This is a genomic window from Sporolactobacillus sp. CQH2019 (assembly GCF_028765345.1).
Classification (GTDB): domain Bacteria; phylum Bacillota; class Bacilli; order Bacillales; family Sporolactobacillaceae; genus Sporolactobacillus.
Genome location: NZ_JARAJZ010000004.1, coordinates 241000 through 256558, shown reverse-complemented (window position 1 = coordinate 256558; position 15559 = coordinate 241000). Strand labels below are relative to the sequence as shown.

The window sequence follows — 15559 nt, the reverse complement described above, 5'->3', positions numbered from 1 at the left end:
AGCAGGACGGGTAAAACCCGCCCTGCTTTTTTGCCTAATGAATCGGGTCAGGGTGAGTCCGGCGCCATTGGGGCACAGCGACCGATAAACGAGGTATGTTGACCGATTAAGGTTGCTGTGCCGACCGATAAACGAGGCGCGTTGACCGATAAAGTTGCTGCGCCGACCGATAAACGAGGTATGTTGACCGATAAAGCTGCTGCGCCGACCGATAAACCGTTCTGAAACAGAATTTTTAACGATTCGGTGCGGTTTTTGGGTGATTCGGAGCACCCGCTCTTTTTAGGAGCAACTTTTTCGGATTTCGGAGCGATTTTAGCCGCATTCGGAGCGAGTTTCCGGTGATTCGGAGCGACTTGAGCCTGATTCGGAGCGAGATAGGCCTGATTCGAAGCACCCGCTCCTTTTAGGAGCAACTTTTTCGGATTTCGGAGCGACTTCAACTGCATTCGGAGCGAGTTTCCGACGATTCGGAGCGACTTGAACCTGATTCGGAGCACCCGCTCTTTTTTCGACGCTCCGTCTCGGCTTTCTCCGGTTTGGTCTAGCTTTCTAATCTGATCGGACGGCTGCGCTGTACCCGTCAACTGCGAGACATCCTTTTTCCTGCAGTTAATTATAGAACAGGAGAGGACTTTTTTGTCATGAAGTCCCAGATTGAATCATGGACTGTATGGCATCTTATTTGTATTTATCAATGGTTTTTTCCGCTTCCCCTTACTTTATATTCCGCAAGAAAAAATTTTGATGATATTGATTTTAAAAAATTCAGGATTCAATCAGATCTGCAGTTCAAATTGTTCCGCTGTCAAAAGGCAGCCTCTTAAACAATGGCAATGGCTCCGCTTTTTTGCTGTGCGGAAAAGCGTTCGCGATCGGCCGTGCTGCCTGAAGCATGGCGGCGGGACGGCAGAACGCAAAAAAAAACAGGAAATATGCGCCATTAAATAAGCGGATGACGCATACTTCCTGCACCTTTGAATCCGAATAATTAGAGTAGAGAAAAATGATTCTTTCTCTCTCAGGATTCGTAATTGATTTTATTCACTGCAGGGATTTCGCGGGAGACACTCGCCGTCTGCAGGTCTTCACTCGGGATATTCAGGATAAATTTGACGATATTTTCAGGAATCAGCGGATCGACGTATTCCTGCTGCGATTTCTTGATTTCTTTCAGCATCGCCACGTTATTATCAAGCAGTTCGTTGATCGTCGGGATCAGGTCGCTCATCGAACCGCAGGTGATGGCCAAATGATACTTTTCGGCAAATCTCGGGTTGCCCGCTTCCTGGCCCGGAAGCGCCCCGGTAATTACGATCGGCGTGTTGCATGAGACGGCTTCCATCATCACATTCGGACTGCTCCTGATAAAGGCAATATCGGAATTTGCGATCAGATCCTGTATGTTTTGAGTGAATCCGTAGATTTTTACTTTATCGCCGTATTTCTTTCCGAGAGTTTTTTTTAGGTGAGCTTGTAATTTTTCATTTCTTCCGGCTACAATGGTAATATTAAATCCAAAATTATCAATCAGCGTCTTGGCCATCTTGCCCATGTTCCCGACGCCCTCGCCGCCGCTCATAATCAGGCAGTTCAAAGGCTTTCCGGGGGTGTAGTGCTCCGGCATATTCTTGGACGTGTGATTGTAGAAACGCGAGCGGACCGGAAAACCGAGCACCTTGATCTTTTCAGCCGGAACACCGAATTCAATACATTTTTCCTTGGCTTCCTCCGTAGGGCTGATGATATAGTCGGCGCGCGGGTCCGCCCAGAACGGCGTAATGCTGATCAGATCGGCAATCAGCGTGACAAAAGGGATATGGATATTATTTTTTTCCAATATGTTAATAATTGAACCATTGAAGTTCGGATGTACAGTCAGAATCAGGTCCGGTTTCACTTGATCAAGCAATGCAAGGAACCTCGTTCTGATTTTCAATTCAACCAGATGGTTGACAAACGTCATTTTGACCGATGTGTAATCCCAGATGATTTTCCACAGATGTTCAGAATTTCTTGTGATCGGCCCGTACATTTTACCTACTTTGAGCAGTGTGCTTCCGCCAAGAGAAAAGCCATCGACGACATGGATCTTTACGTCCGGAACAATATCGAATTTCTCGCTCAAAGATTCGGTGATGCTCTTATGCCCATGGCCGGTGTAATTAGACGATATGATGAGTATGTTTTTAATCATCGAAGATATCCTTTCTCTAACAATTGGACTGACTCGCTAGATAAACAGTCTCTTCTGTCTAAATTACATTGTATGATAAACTGGGACAAGAAACAATTTATTTTAAGAAAGATATAAAATAATGCTAGCAAAAAGTTAGAGGCTGTGCAACACCAAACCTTAAGGAGACAGGCATTCCATGTCATTTCAGAAATTCAAAACAATTTACGCCATTTGTGTCTATGTCAGCCTGGCAGCGTTTGATAACATCGTTATCGGGCTGTTCCCCCCTCTGTTTTCCAACATTTCTCATGACCTTGGTGTCGCGGTTTCGGCGATGGGCGTCGTTTCGGCGATTAATATTCTTGCAACGTCGCTTTCTTCCCTGTTCTGGGGTTATCTGTCCGGAAAATACAATAGAAAAAAATTGATTATTGTCGGAACGCTGATCTGGGTAGCCGGCGTCTACCTGACGTCGCTGAGCTCTTCCTATATTCTGCTGCTGGCTTTCCAGATCGTGACCGGAATCGGGCTCGGCTGTGTAGCCTCGATCGGTTTCAGTGCGCTGACCGACTATGTTCCTTACCGGTCCAGGGGCATGATTCTCAGCCTCTGGGGCATGTCACAGGGATTCGGGGGTATTGCCGGCGCCCTGATTGCATCGATCATCTCGACACTGTCGGACTGGCGCATGCCGTTCGAAGTGCTCAGCATGCTCGGCCTGGTTCTGATTATCTTTTACTTCTTTGTAGAAGAACCGAAGATCGGGAATACCGAGCCGGAACTTCGAGCGCTGATTAAAGAGGGACAAAGTTATAATTACCGGATCACCCCGGGTCAGATAAGGATGATGCTGGGAAAGAAAAGCAATCTGCTCCTGTTTCTGCAGGGCTTCTTCATGAATATTTCGACGGGAAGCCTCATCTGGCTTCCGACGCTTTACATAGCCAAGTTAGAGGCGCTGGGCTATGGAAGCAAGATTGCCATTATTGTCGCGTCTTTTCTGTATGGCATTTTTCAGATCGGCGGGACACTGACTTCCCTGTTCGGTTATCTCGGAGATGTTTTGCAGCGCAGAAGCTACAAAGCGCGCGCCCTGATTACGGCGGCTTTTGTGTTTGCGACCATGCCCCTCTATATCCTATTATTTATTTTTCCCATTAATCAATTATCACTTCCTAAGACAGTAAATTCGGTCACGCTGTTTTTCAGCCTGATTGAGCAGATGCTCACGAATCCATGGATACTGGCCCTTTTTGTCATCGCCCTGTTCGCATCGGCCGCCCAGTCCGCCAATACGCCGAACTGGCTGGCGCTGATTACGGATGTCAATCTTCCGGAACATCGCGGGACCGTTTTCAGCATTGCCAATCTGGCCAACAGTCTGGGACGTACCTTCGGCAATCTGGGCATGAGCGGCATACTCGCTTTTGTCTCCGTCTATCTGCAGCATCCGGGCGACTACGTCTTGACCATGAGCCTTCTTGAACTGCCGCTGCTTCCTTCGGCGATCTGCTACCTGGTCATGGCGAAGTACAATGTCAGCGATATTAAGCATGTGAAAAAGGTTCTGAACAACCGTGGGAAAACGATTTGCAAAAAATACGAGGACTACGCCGACCGCGATGAAAAAAGGTCAACCTGAATCTACGTAAATGTTTCTCCGCTGAGACAAGCATCCCCGGAACCGCCGGATAAACGGTTTCGGGGATGCTTTGTTTTCCTAAAAGGAATTTATTTTGCCTGTGCGGCAAAGAGTCTGGCGATCTCCACGATGGTCTGAGCGGCTTTGACCATGTTATCGACGGAGATATACTCGAATTTTCCGTGAAAGTTCTCGCCGCCGGTGAACAGATTCGGCGTCGGCAGGCCCATGTAAGAAATCTGAGCGCCGTCCGTACCGCCGCGGATCGGCAGCACCTGCGGTTCAATACCGAGGTTCTTCATCGCCTGGTAGGCGACGTCGACCACTTCCTTGTTTTGTTCCACTTTTTCTTTCATGTTGTAATACTGGTCTTTCAGTTCGAGAATCACGCTGCCGATTCCGTACTCCTTCTCAAGCTTTCGAGCCGTATCCCGGACGAATGCTTTCTTTGCGGCGAATTCGGCTTTGTCGAAGTCGCGGATGATGTACACGAGCTTCGTTTGTTCAACATCGCCGGCAAATGAAAGCAGGTGATAGAATCCTTCATAGCCGTCGGTCAGTTCCGGTGCTTCGTTTTCGGGCATCCGGTTCTGAAAATCAATGGCGATTTTGATCGAATTGATCATCTTTCCCTTGGCGGAACCCGGATGGACGTTGCTTCCTTTGAAAGTAAGCTTTGCTTCCGCGGCATTGAAATTTTCATATTCAAGCCCGCCGAGCGCGCCGCCGTCGACCGTGTAGGCGAGGTTTGCGCCGAATACTGCAACGTCGAATTTATGCGGCCCCCGGCCGATTTCTTCGTCAGGAGTAAAAGCGACACGCACCTTGCCGTGTTTGATTTCAGGATGGTGGAGCAGGTAATCCATGGCTGTCATAATCTCGGCAATGCCGGATTTATCATCGGCGCCGAGCAGCGTTGTTCCGTCGGTCGTGATCAGGGTGTGCCCGATATATTTTTCCAATTCGGGAAACGCTTTCGGACTGAGCACAACTTTCCGTTCTTTGTTCAGAACGATGTCTCCGCCGTCGTAATGTTCGACAAACTGCGGATTGACGCCGTTGCCTGTAAAATCGGTGGCCGTGTCGGCATGGGACATGAAACCGACTGTCGGCACATCTTTATCCGTATTGGCCGGCAGCGTCGCCATCACGTAGCCATTCGCATCAATCGCCGCCTCGGCCATGCCGATCGTTTTCAGCTCGTCAACGAGCCGGTTCAGCAGCGTCAGCTGGCCCGGGGTCGACGGGCAGCCGGGATTGTTGTCGTTTGATTGTGTGTTTACTTTTACGTAAGAGATAAAACGTCTGATTATATCTTCCCTCAAAAAAGCCATCTCCTTTTCAGCATCTGAATTTATCTTACCACGACAGAAGCCGGGCAACACATCACAAGAAAGAGGAGCTGCTGCCGGTCATAGTTTCAGCCGGACAGAAGGGATGTCTCTGCCGGGTAAAAAAAATCTGGCAGGACCAGAGCACAGAGTCCGAGGCGTATTCGGGAAGCAGTGAGCCGATGTGCGGCAGTGTCAGCATATGGCCTTCCTCCCGGACAGTCTCAAACAACGATATGGAAAAAGGGAGCGCTCCCCTATCGATCACTTTATAGCAGAATACGCCGGACAGCATGCGGTTAAAAAAAAACCGACGGATCGGAAAGGATCGGCCATTTGTAAATAATCGGAAATGCAGCGGATAAAACCGGATAAACGAAGAGAAGCAGCCGGATGATAAAAGCTTTTAACGTTTCGCTGCGGATGGAGGACGGATGCCTAATCGGTGCGGTGCCGAAGATCCGGCCGCTGCACACATCAGGATCACTGCCCCCTCAGGGACGGTCCGTTCCCGCCATCCGTGGTCAGATTTTCTACTGGCAGAATGATATCTTTTTCCCTTTCGATCGCTTTCACTCTCAGTCCCCCGATTCTATTAGAGATTATCCTGTTACGACGGTATTTCTCGTGAAAATCAATATGGATTAAAGAGTCCGGTTCCCGATGGATCGGACCAATTTTTCATCTATCCTTTCGCCAGCTCATGATCGGCCGCTGTGAACCGGGCACCCGTATCCGATGATGAATCCGGTTTATTTACCCTCTTTGAGTGTCACGGCATTCGCCCATTGCATATATCATATTGAGGCCCAATTATTTTCACCGATGCCGGCTGCGGCACGCTGCTTTTCCATTTTTCAAGAGAAAGGGGGCGCGATATGAGTGAACTGGAAGTGGTGCACTGCAGTAAATACTACAAAAAGAACGGCGAACTGTTCTGTGCGCTGAAAGAGGCCGACATGCAGATCGGAAGCGGCAGATTTGTCAGCATCATCGGCCCGAGCGGCTGCGGTAAAACGACGCTTTTCAATATTATTTCCGGACTGACCGGGCCGTCCGCCGGACAGGTGCTCCTAGACGGAGAGAATATTGTCCGCGAGAGCGGGCACGTCGGATACATGCTTCAAAAAGATCTTCTGCTTCCGTGGCGGACCATTCTTGATAATGTCATTATCGGGCTCGAAATCCACGGGATATCAAAGAAAAAGGCGCGTGAACGGGCGCTGCCGCTGCTGCGGAAATACGGTCTGGCCGGATTTGAATATGACCGTCCCGATGCACTGTCCGGGGGAATGCGGCAGCGGGCCGGCCTGATCCGGACGCTGCTGCAGGACATGAATGTTATTCTGCTCGATGAACCGTTCGGCGCTCTGGACGCCCAGACGCGGCTGCAGATGCAGAACTGGCTGCTTCAGATCTGGAACGATTTCCGGAAAACGATCCTTTTTGTGACGCACGACATTGACGAAGCCATCTATCTTTCTGATGAAATCTACGTCTTTACACGCCGCCCCGGCCGAATTAAAGCCAAAATAGAAGTCGGACTGCCGCGTCCCCGCGATGAGCGGACGATGACGGATGAGCGATTCCTGCAGCTGAAACGAGAGCTTTTACTGATGCTGAAGGAAGAACGCGAACCGTCGGCCTGACTAAGTGCCGGAGCGGCAGTTTTAAAAAAACATTGGATAAAAAAGAAGAACGGAGGCGGGTCGTCAGTGGGGAACAGGAAGAAAAACAGCCGCGGTCCGCTGATTGAAGATCAGAGCTTGGACGCGGCAAGGCTCCGGCACCGAGCGCTTGCCGGACAGTTGATTGCAGGCGTCCTGATTGTCTTTTTATGGGAATTTCTGACGCGAATCGGATGGCTGGACAGTTATTATTGGAGCAGCCCCTCAACCATTGTCCGGACGGCCTGGACGGCGATTACAGAAGGCACGCTGCTGCAGGATCTCGCGTACACATCCGGCTCGACGCTTGCCGGCTTCATTCTCGGCACTCTGGCCGGGAGCGCTCTCGGCCTGTCGTTCTGGTGGTCCGGGCTGTATACGAAGATCGCCGAACCGTATCTGATCGCCCTTAATGCGGTGCCGAAACTCGCTCTCGGGCCGGTGCTCGTGATTATGTTCGGCATCGGATTCGGTTCCAAAGTTGTCCTTGCTTTTCTGATGACTGTAGTCGTTGCGGCGATTGCGGCCTACAGCGGAGTGAAAAATATCGACCGCGATCTTGAGAGAATGCTGATTTCACTGGGGGCAAAAAGGCGCCATGTGTTTATAAAACTGGTTATCCCGGCGTCGATGCCGTGGATGGTCGGCATTCTTAAAATCAATATTTCTTTGGCGCTGGCGGGAACGATCGTCGGTGAATTCATCAGTTCAAGACAGGGGATCGGCCGGATGATCCTTTACGCAGGGCAGGTGCTGAATATGGACCTTGTATGGGTCGGCGTCGTTTCGCTGTCCGTCCTGTCGATTGTGATGTATCTTGGAGCCGTCTGGCTGGAGCACCTGCTTATGCGAGAAAGAAAAACAAAGTCATGAACGGAGGTAAGGGTCAGCATGAAAAAATTAAAGTGGGCGCTGAGCCTGTTGATGGTGTCCGCTCTGCTCCTGTCGGGCTGCGGAGCGGCAGGGGGTTCAAAAACAGCGGAGAAGATCGTCATAGCCGAACCGGTTCATCTGATTGCCTATCTGCCTCTTTATGCGGCCATTGATAAAGGCTATTTCAAGCAGGAAGGCCTGAATGTCAGTACCATTACGGCAACGGGCGGAGCGCATGTCACCACCGTCGTCAGCGGCGATGCCTGGGGCGTGATCGGCGGACCGGATTCCACTCAGATCGCCAACGCGGGGAAAAGCAAAGACCCGATCGTATCCGTCGTCAACGTTGTCGACCGGGCCAATGTGTACCTGATGGCAAACTCTAAACTGCAGCTGAAGGACCGCAGCGATAAAGGGCTCGCCGCATTTTTAAAAGGAAAAACAATTGCCGCCGGCCGGTACGGCGGCAGTCCGGACCTGCTGACCCGCTGGCTGCTGATAAAACTCGGACTTAATCCGGAAAAAGACGTCAAACTGGAAGAACAGGGCGATGCGGCCGCCGCCGTTTCGCTCGTATCGCAGGGCCAGGCCGATATTGCCAACGGGGCGGAGCCGCAGATCACCGAAGGGATTAAGAAGGGTGCCTGGAGCGAACCGTTTTACGGCTTCCCGAGCCTCGGCGATTACGCATATTCTGTGATCAGTGTGAAACAATCGACGATAAAAAAAGAACCGCAGACCGTACAGAAGTTTGTCAATGCGATGCTTAAAGGGCTCAAACTGATCAATGAAAATAAGAACGAGGCCTTGAAAATACTGAAAAAGGAATTTCCGACAACGTCCGAGGCGAGCCTGAAAGCGGCGCTGGACCGTGCATACAAAGATCAACTGTGGAGCAAAGACGGAACGATCTCTCCGGCCGCCGTGGCCAAACCGCTGGACGTTGTCGCCAAAACAGGCGTGTACACAAAAGGCTATGACTTCAACAAACTGGTCGACATGTCATTCGTCAAAAATGCCTCGAAATGAAGCAGAAAAAAGAGTGTAAATGACCGGATCCGGAGGGGGCTATAAAGAGAAGACGGGAGCCGGGAGCCGGTGTCCATTCTTTTTTTTTACAGAGATCGCGGACATGCCGCCCGGCTGCAGAAAATTTGCCTGATTCTGTTCGAACAGCCCTGTGCCCTGAATTTTCCCGGCATCCGTACGGTGAATCCCTTCATGCGCCGTCCCCGGGCCCCGATAAGCTTCCTGCCGCGTGGCTGTCATCACGGAATTGCTGTCATGCCTGCGAAACAAAAAGGTTGCATCATACAAGTTTATCGCTGTATAATACACTTTATTTACAGGAAACTTGGTCAGGAACGAGGCGATTTTTATCATGACGCGATCCGGCACCGATCCGCTTGAAGTGATCGAGTATGAAGTGGTCGTGCTGCTCCGTCGGGCGGATTTTAAAAAAACGATGGACGGCCGGGAGAACAGTCTGTTCCGTTCCGGATACCTGATTCTGAATGTACTGCTGAAAAAGAGCCCGATGTCGGTTCGCGGACTGGCGGACCTGTTTCAGCTGGATTTGTCGACGATGAGCCGCCAGATCAAAGCGCTGGAAAACAAAGCGCTGATTGCCCGGAAAATAGAGGACCATGACGGACGTGTTCATCAGATCTCGATTACCGAGGCGGGAAGGCATGCGGTCTCCGCGCTGAAAGAAGAACGTATCCGGATTTATCAGGGCCTGCTCGACGACTGGAGCGAGGAAGAGCGGACCGTGTTTGCCGATCATCTGGCGGGACTGAACAGAAAAATCGAACGAAGAAAACGACTCAAATAAAAGGGGAGTTCTGTATGGTAAAGGAGACAATCGACTTTGCGAAAACGGCGCTGGTTCTGATCGATCTGCAGAAGGGCATCGTCGGCGTGCCCGGAGGAGACCGGGTCGTTGAAAATGCAGCGAAACTGGTGGATCTGTTTCATAGGCGGGGAGGATTCATTGTCTTTGTCAACGTTGATTTTCATGACGGAAAAGATGTGCTGAAGCCCCTGACCGATCGGCCGTTTCCGGCCGGTGAAAGAGCAGATGACTGGGCGGTTCTCGATCCGCGTCTCGATATTGGCAATCAGGACTATCGCCTGACCAAAAGGCAGTGGGGCGCTTTTTTCGGTACGGATCTGGATCTTCAGCTGAGGCGGAGGGGCATCGATACCATCGTGTTCGGCGGGATCTCAACTAACCGCGGTGTGGAGGGCACGGCCCGCGAGGCTTTTCATTACGGCTACCATCAATTTTTTATCGGGGATGCAATGACGGCGCACAGCGAAGAAGAGCACAGGGCCTCCATACAATTTATTTTTCCCTATATCGGGAGAGTTCGTTCGACGGACGGCTTTATCAAGCAGGCGGATGAATGAGCGGCTGGAAAAAAAGCCGCCCGGTTTTTCTGACGGCCATTGCAGCCGGAACAATACTGAATCCGCTCAATTCGTCGATGATCTCGCTGGCGCTTCGCAGCATTCAGGATAATTATCGGCTGTCGTTTGCCGCCGTTTCCTGGCTTGTGTCCGGATTTTATCTGGCCAGCGCGGTCGGCCAGCCGATAACGGGGAAGCTGGGGGATCTTGTCGGCCGCAGGAAGATGTTTCTGATCGGGTTATTGATTGCCGCCGCTGCCTCGCTGGGCGCCCCTCTGGCACCGACTTTTCTCTTCCTTGTTCTGATGCGGATTTTGTAGGCACTCGGCAGCAGCGCCGTCTATCCGTCCGGCGTCGCCATCATCCGCAGCCATGTGGACCACTCCAAGCAGGCATCCTCGCTTGCCATTCTGGCCATTTTTGCTTCGGTGATGACGGCTTTCGGGCCGACAGTCGGCGGATTTCTGATTGTCTGGGGCGGTTGGCAGACGATTTTCACCGTCAATTTCCCGTTTATTCTGATCAGCTTTGTCCTCGGCATTCTGGTCATTCCCAAAGATGTGCGAGATGGAGCCGTTCGGATCAAAGAGGTTCTGCATCGTCTTGATATTCCGGGAATCTGTCTTTTTTCCGCCGGCATTGTCTGTCTGCTCTGGTTTCTGCTGTCGCTCGAAGAAGCCGTGCACTACACGGCAGCGGCTGTCGGTCTGTTTTGTTTCGTCCTTTTTGCCCGCCGTGAATGGAAAACCGCCCGGCCTTTCGTCGATCTGCGCCTGATGAAGAAAAATCATGCGCTGACCCTTGTTTATGTGCTGTTCATTTTACTGAATATCATTAATTATTGCCTGTTTTACGGCCTGCCCAGCTATTTTCAGGATGCGCTCCATCTCGGCCTGCGGCTCAGCGGCGCGCTTATGCTGTTTATGTCGGTGGCCAGCGTCCTCTTTTCGCTTCTGACCGGACGCTGGATCGACCATTCCGGGACAGCGGCGCCGATCATTGCCGGAGCGGCTGCGACGGTAGGCGGATCGGCTCTTCTGCTGTTTTCGGCCGTAAATATTCCCTTCTGGCTGATCGGCGGGATCCTGCTGATAATGGGGGCCGGCTACGGGATCGGCAATGTATCCCTGCAGGCGGCGATGCTTGACGCGGCGCCGCGCGAAGCGGCGGGAACGTCCACCGGCTTGTTCCAGACCTGCCGTTATGTCGGATCCATTTTATCTACGGTTGTCCTTGGGATGATTTTCGGAAAGACGGTGACACCGCAGCACTTATTTTTGCTTGCCTGGGTTCTGGTCGCCGTCAGCGGTTCCGCTTTATTTATCAGCCTGAATTTTTTCGGGAAGAAAGCCCGCCTTTCAGCCCGATAAAACTTATCCGATCCGTAATTTTTGCGTCACGACTGCATCGGAAACGGCGAAAACTATAGCTATAATGGAAGCTGCGGGAACGGCGAATTTATGAAGGGGAGCCTGATTTCTTTTGGGAGGAATTTTTCTAAGAATCCTGACGGGATTTATAACCGCGATGATTGCGTCGGCGAAGGGACGCAACCCGATCGTCTGGTTTTTTGTCGGCGTCGTTTTCTATTGGCTCGCTCCGATCGTCATTCTGTTTATGCCAGGCAGAAGGATCAGGATGAGCCGGATTTTCCGGGCGGGCCCATCTTCCGGAGATGCCCTGAACTGGCGGAGACAGGTTGAGGCGACGTGCCCCTACTGCGGGAGCCGGGTCGTCATTGACGATATTCCGGGAAGCTGGGCCTGCCCGGACTGCGGCAGAACATTCACATACAGCGCGGACGGCCGTACTTACAGGATCAGAGAGGATCAGGTGCTTCCGCAGATTGAATGGATCGTCAAGCTTTTTGCCAAACTGGCCAAAAGAGACGGCGTCGTCACAGAAAATGAAGTCCGGCAGGTGGATCGTATTGTTCGGCAGGCGTTTCAGCCGAACGAAGAGCAGCTCAGCCGGATTATGTCTGTTTTTAACATGTCGCGTTATTCGGATGAGACTTTTGAAGAGATTGCCGAAAACCTGTATGCTTCTGTCGGCGGCCGCCGGGACATCCTTGAGGATACGCTGGTTGCGCTTTTGGCCATTGCCTCTGCCGACGGATCGCTGAACGCCGGGGAGGAGGCAATGATCGCCCGGACGGCGGATCTCTTCGGCCTGGGTGCGGCATATGCCTCGCTCAAGGCCCGTTTTTATGAAAACACGCAGGAAAAAGGCGGCGACCTGGCGGCATGCTACCGGCTGCTCGGCTGCAGCGAGCACGATTCCGATGAAACGATAAAAAAGCAGTACCGGCAGCGGATCAAAGAAAATCATCCGGACCGGCTGGTCGGCCGCGGGGCTTCGGAGGAGAGTATCCGGCAGGCCAATGTCAAGGTGACGGAGATCAAGCGTGCTTTCGAAACTATTATGGCCGCACGCGGCTGACCGAATAATTCAGAGGGATGATCGTATGGAATTAAGCGATGTATGCCGGAAAATCTTAAAGAACAGCCTGGATCTGAAGGCGGGCGAAACGTTTCTGATCGTGACGGATGATGCGAAAAAAAGACTGGCTGAAGCGCTGTACCGGGCCGGGCAGGCAATCGGCGCGGAAACGCTGCTGATTGTTATGAAAGAACGGCAAAGGTCCGGTGAAGAGCCGCCGCGGGCAGTTGCCGCGGCCCTGATTGAAGCGGACGCCGCCGTCCTGATCACCGAATTCTCGCTGACGCACACCCGGGCGCGCAAAAGGGCGGTTGAAGCGGGCACGCGGCTGGCGACCATGCCGGGAATAACGGAAGATATGTTTCTGCAGGGTGCGATTACTGCCGATTATTCGGAGGTAAAGGCGCTGACGGAACGGATCACCGGGCTGCTCGACCGCGGCCGCCGGGTGCTCATCGAAAAGGGAGGGCAGCGCCTCGCTTTTTCTATCGAAGGACGGAAGGGCGTGCCGAGTACAGGTGTCTATATCCACTCCGGCGAATCGGGCAATCTGCCGTCGGGAGAAGCGTTCATAGCGCCGGTTGAAGGGACGGCGTCAGGCAGGATACTTGTCGACGGATCGGTCGTCGGCGTCGGCAAATTGAAGTCGTCTCTTCTTTTGACAGTAAAGGACGGCCGTCTGGTCGAAGCGGAAGGCGAGGGTGCCGGACGGCTTCTTGAACTATTGGGAGCAGATCTCGGCCGCTCGGTCGCCGAATTCGGCATCGGTACAAACCGCAGCGCACGGATTACCGGCAATGTGCTTGAAGACGAGAAGGTATACGGAACGGTGCACATTGCATTCGGCAGCAACCTGACATTCGGAGGAACGATTGAGGCCGGCGTGCACATCGACTGCGTGTTCAAAGATCCGGATGTGAAAATCGATGGCTGCCAAGTGATGAAAAACGGACGCATGTCGGGAACGGCACCGAAAAGATAAACGGAGTATCCGGCCGGGAGCGACTCCGTTGTCTGTTTCTCGGCCGGGCGTGACCAGCACCAAAATTTCGGAGTCGCACCGAACCAGGCTGGAGTCGCACCGAACTTGAGCGGACGCACCGAATCGGTCTGAAGTCGCACCAAAATCCTGAAAACTCGCACCGAACCGAGCTAGAGTCGCACCGAATCGGGTCAAAGTCGCACCAAAATCCTGAAAACTCGCACCGGATTGAGCTAGAGCCGCACCGAACTTGAGCGGATGCACCGAACCAGGCTGGAGTTGCACCGAAATCCTGAAAACTTGCACCGGATCGAGCTAGAGTCGCACCGAACTTGAGCGGACGCACCGAATCGGTCTGAAGTCGCACCAAAATCCTGAAAACTCGCACCGGATTGAGCTAGAGCCGCACCGAACTTGAGAGCGGCCGCACCGAATCGGTCTGAAGTCGCACCGAAATCCTGAAAACTTGCACCGAACTTGAGCGGATGCACCGAATCGGGCCAAAGTCGCACCAAAATCCTGAAAACTCGCACCGGATCGAGCTAGAGTCGCACCGAACTTGAGCGGACGCACCGAATCAGGTCAAAGTCGCACCGAAATCCTGAAAACTCGCACCGGATCGAGCTAGAGTCGCACCGAATTTGAGCGGTCGCACCGAACCAGGCTGGAGTTGCACCGAACTTGAGCGGACGCACCGAATCAGGTCAGAGTCGCACCAAAATCCTGAAAACTCGCACCGAACCGAGCTAGAGTCGCACCGAACTTGAGCGGATGCACCGAATCGGTCTGAAGTCGCACCGAAATCCTGAAAACTTGCACCGGATCGAGCTAGAGTCGCACCGAACTTGAGCGGATGCACCGAATCGGTCTGAAGTCGCACCAAAATCCTGAAAACTCGCACCGAATCGAGCTAGAGTCGCACCGAATTTGAGCGGCCGCACCGAATCAGGTCAAAGTCGCACCAAAATCCTGAAAACTTGCACCGGATCGAGCTAGAGTCGCACCGAATGCAGCTGAACTCGCACCGAAACGTTAAACAGCCCCGTTTCGGGATGTGTATCGGTCAACATACCCGGTTTATCGGTCGGCGCAGTAACTTTATCGGTCAACGTACCTCATTTATCGGTCGTCACGGCAATTTTATCGGTCAATGTACCTCGTTTTTCGGTCGGTGTGCCCAAATCGATAAATGTGAATAATCAGAACGGGGAAAAGGACTTCTAACAGGCACCGGCCCTTTTCTTTACAGACCGACATTGCGGATCATATCCCGCTTCCGGCACGACCATTGTCCGGACCGGGCCTCGCCATCGAGAATACGGACGGGGCGCGTTTTTGTCTGTGACGTTTCCAGGGGCGGACGATCTATATGAATAAATTGAATAGTGCTGTTTGCGCCGGAGCCGGACATGTGCCGGCCTTTTTCGTGTTATCGAGATGTGCAGCCTTAAAGTCGGGAGAGATGAGATGTCTGAAAGCCGCACAGTCGCACTTTAGTTTGCAGAAAATTTTAAAGAGAAAATGTTAAAATACTATTTACAACTTAAACAAACTCTGATAATATCAATGTCAATCACAAAAAAATTAAGTTTTGGGGGAAGTGAGAATAATGGAACAGGTCGTGAACAGCATACGAGTGAAAGGCTTGATTCGAATTATTTTGCGTTTGCGCACATGAAGGGCTGAAACAAAACCGTTTCTCTGGAATGGCATTGTTTGAGTCCGGCTTATCATCTTCAACGAATAGGCGCTCAGGCAATCGCAAAAACAGCGCCTATCCGCCGCGTTTCACGGATAGGTTTTTTTGTTGGCCTTTTAATTTAAATATTTCGATTATTCCAATTAAACTAGCATAAAGCAATTAACACAATCAGCATCCGAATTTTTAAAAAATAGAATTTATTAGGGAGCGAAAAAGGATGAAGGATGAGCAGACAATGAAATCAGAAAAAGAAGAAGCGAACAAGAAGGGAGATCCCCAAAGGCGGGAAGCGAAAACCGCGGATAAACAGAGTTTCAAGGATTATTTCA

The 15559-nt window shown here is 51.9% G+C and carries 12 protein-coding genes and 1 pseudogene; 9 read left to right on the top strand and 4 right to left on the bottom strand.

The window, feature by feature from the left end:
- Nucleotides 1-47: 47 nt before the first annotated feature.
- Nucleotides 48-587 carry a hypothetical protein gene (locus OYT88_RS07570; RefSeq protein ID WP_274399054.1) on the bottom strand — a complete coding sequence of 180 codons (540 nt, stop codon included), beginning with the start codon at nucleotides 585-587 and terminating at the stop codon, nucleotides 48-50.
- Nucleotides 588-1021: 434 nt separating this feature from the next.
- Nucleotides 1022-2197, bottom strand: a complete 1176-nt coding sequence (locus OYT88_RS07565; protein ID WP_274399053.1) for an MGDG synthase family glycosyltransferase — start codon at nucleotides 2195-2197, stop codon at nucleotides 1022-1024.
- Nucleotides 2198-2375: 178 nt separating this feature from the next.
- Between OYT88_RS07565 and OYT88_RS07560 the strand changes: the two genes are divergently transcribed.
- Nucleotides 2376-3821, top strand: coding sequence for an MFS transporter (locus tag OYT88_RS07560; RefSeq protein ID WP_274399051.1), 1446 nt, complete (start codon nucleotides 2376-2378; stop codon nucleotides 3819-3821).
- Between the two features lie 89 nt (nucleotides 3822-3910).
- On the opposite strand, the gene pepT is transcribed toward OYT88_RS07560, so the two are convergent.
- Nucleotides 3911-5146 carry a peptidase T gene (gene pepT, locus OYT88_RS07555; protein ID WP_274399049.1) on the bottom strand — a complete coding sequence of 412 codons (1236 nt, stop codon included), beginning with the start codon at nucleotides 5144-5146 and terminating at the stop codon, nucleotides 3911-3913.
- An 884-nt stretch (nucleotides 5147-6030) separates the two neighbouring features.
- Between pepT and OYT88_RS07550 the strand changes: the two genes are divergently transcribed.
- From OYT88_RS07550 to OYT88_RS07540, 3 genes are all read left to right on the top strand, one after another.
- Entirely contained in the window at nucleotides 6031-6801 is a 771-nt protein-coding gene (locus tag OYT88_RS07550) for an ABC transporter ATP-binding protein (protein ID WP_274399047.1), read from the top strand.
- A gap of 117 nt (nucleotides 6802-6918) precedes the next feature.
- Entirely contained in the window at nucleotides 6919-7692 is a 774-nt protein-coding gene (locus OYT88_RS07545; protein ID WP_274399204.1) for an ABC transporter permease, read from the top strand.
- 18 nt (nucleotides 7693-7710) lie between these two features.
- On the top strand, nucleotides 7711-8721 hold the full coding sequence (locus OYT88_RS07540) for an ABC transporter substrate-binding protein (protein WP_274399045.1): 1011 nt from the start codon (nucleotides 7711-7713) through the stop codon (nucleotides 8719-8721).
- Between the two features lie 39 nt (nucleotides 8722-8760).
- Here the strand turns inward: OYT88_RS07540 and OYT88_RS07535 are convergent, their stop codons facing one another.
- Nucleotides 8761-9075 carry a hypothetical protein gene (locus OYT88_RS07535; RefSeq protein ID WP_274399043.1) on the bottom strand — a complete coding sequence of 105 codons (315 nt, stop codon included), beginning with the start codon at nucleotides 9073-9075 and terminating at the stop codon, nucleotides 8761-8763.
- On the opposite strand from OYT88_RS07535, the gene OYT88_RS07530 reads away from it, so the two are divergent.
- The 5 genes and pseudogenes from OYT88_RS07530 to OYT88_RS07510 all read left to right on the top strand — a co-directional run bounded on the left by OYT88_RS07530 (nucleotide 9074) and on the right by OYT88_RS07510 (nucleotide 13528).
- On the top strand, nucleotides 9074-9526 hold the full coding sequence (locus tag OYT88_RS07530; protein WP_274399041.1) for a MarR family winged helix-turn-helix transcriptional regulator: 453 nt from the start codon (nucleotides 9074-9076) through the stop codon (nucleotides 9524-9526). The two genes, OYT88_RS07535 and OYT88_RS07530, sit on opposite strands and share 2 nt — an antisense overlap.
- Nucleotides 9527-9540: 14 nt before the next feature.
- Nucleotides 9541-10104 carry an isochorismatase family protein gene (locus tag OYT88_RS07525; protein WP_274399040.1) on the top strand — a complete coding sequence of 188 codons (564 nt, stop codon included), beginning with the start codon at nucleotides 9541-9543 and terminating at the stop codon, nucleotides 10102-10104.
- Nucleotides 10101-11474: pseudogene (locus tag OYT88_RS07520) on the top strand (MFS transporter). The gene OYT88_RS07525 and the pseudogene OYT88_RS07520 overlap by 4 nt, the downstream one beginning before the upstream one ends.
- 112 nt (nucleotides 11475-11586) lie before the next feature.
- Complete coding sequence (locus OYT88_RS07515) at nucleotides 11587-12546, top strand: TerB family tellurite resistance protein (protein WP_274399039.1); 960 nt, start codon at nucleotides 11587-11589, stop codon at nucleotides 12544-12546.
- Between the two features lie 25 nt (nucleotides 12547-12571).
- Nucleotides 12572-13528, top strand: a complete 957-nt coding sequence (locus OYT88_RS07510; RefSeq protein ID WP_274399038.1) for an aminopeptidase — start codon at nucleotides 12572-12574, stop codon at nucleotides 13526-13528.
- The last annotated feature ends 2031 nt before the right edge of the window (nucleotides 13529-15559 follow it).

Excerpts from the sequence above, each read along its gene's own strand:
- OYT88_RS07565 (WP_274399053.1), bottom strand. The coding sequence starts at position 2,197 with ATGATTAAAAACATACTCATCATATCGTCTAATTACACCGGCCATGGG.
- OYT88_RS07560 (WP_274399051.1), top strand. The coding sequence starts at position 2,376 with ATGTCATTTCAGAAATTCAAAACAATTTACGCCATTTGTGTCTATGTC.
- OYT88_RS07550 (WP_274399047.1), top strand. The coding sequence starts at position 6,031 with ATGAGTGAACTGGAAGTGGTGCACTGCAGTAAATACTACAAAAAGAAC.
- OYT88_RS07540 (WP_274399045.1), top strand. The coding sequence starts at position 7,711 with ATGAAAAAATTAAAGTGGGCGCTGAGCCTGTTGATGGTGTCCGCTCTG.
- OYT88_RS07530 (WP_274399041.1), top strand. The coding sequence starts at position 9,074 with ATGACGCGATCCGGCACCGATCCGCTTGAAGTGATCGAGTATGAAGTG.
- OYT88_RS07535 (WP_274399043.1), bottom strand. The coding sequence starts at position 9,075 with ATGATAAAAATCGCCTCGTTCCTGACCAAGTTTCCTGTAAATAAAGTG.
- OYT88_RS07525 (WP_274399040.1), top strand. The coding sequence starts at position 9,541 with ATGGTAAAGGAGACAATCGACTTTGCGAAAACGGCGCTGGTTCTGATC.
- OYT88_RS07510 (WP_274399038.1), top strand. The coding sequence starts at position 12,572 with ATGGAATTAAGCGATGTATGCCGGAAAATCTTAAAGAACAGCCTGGAT.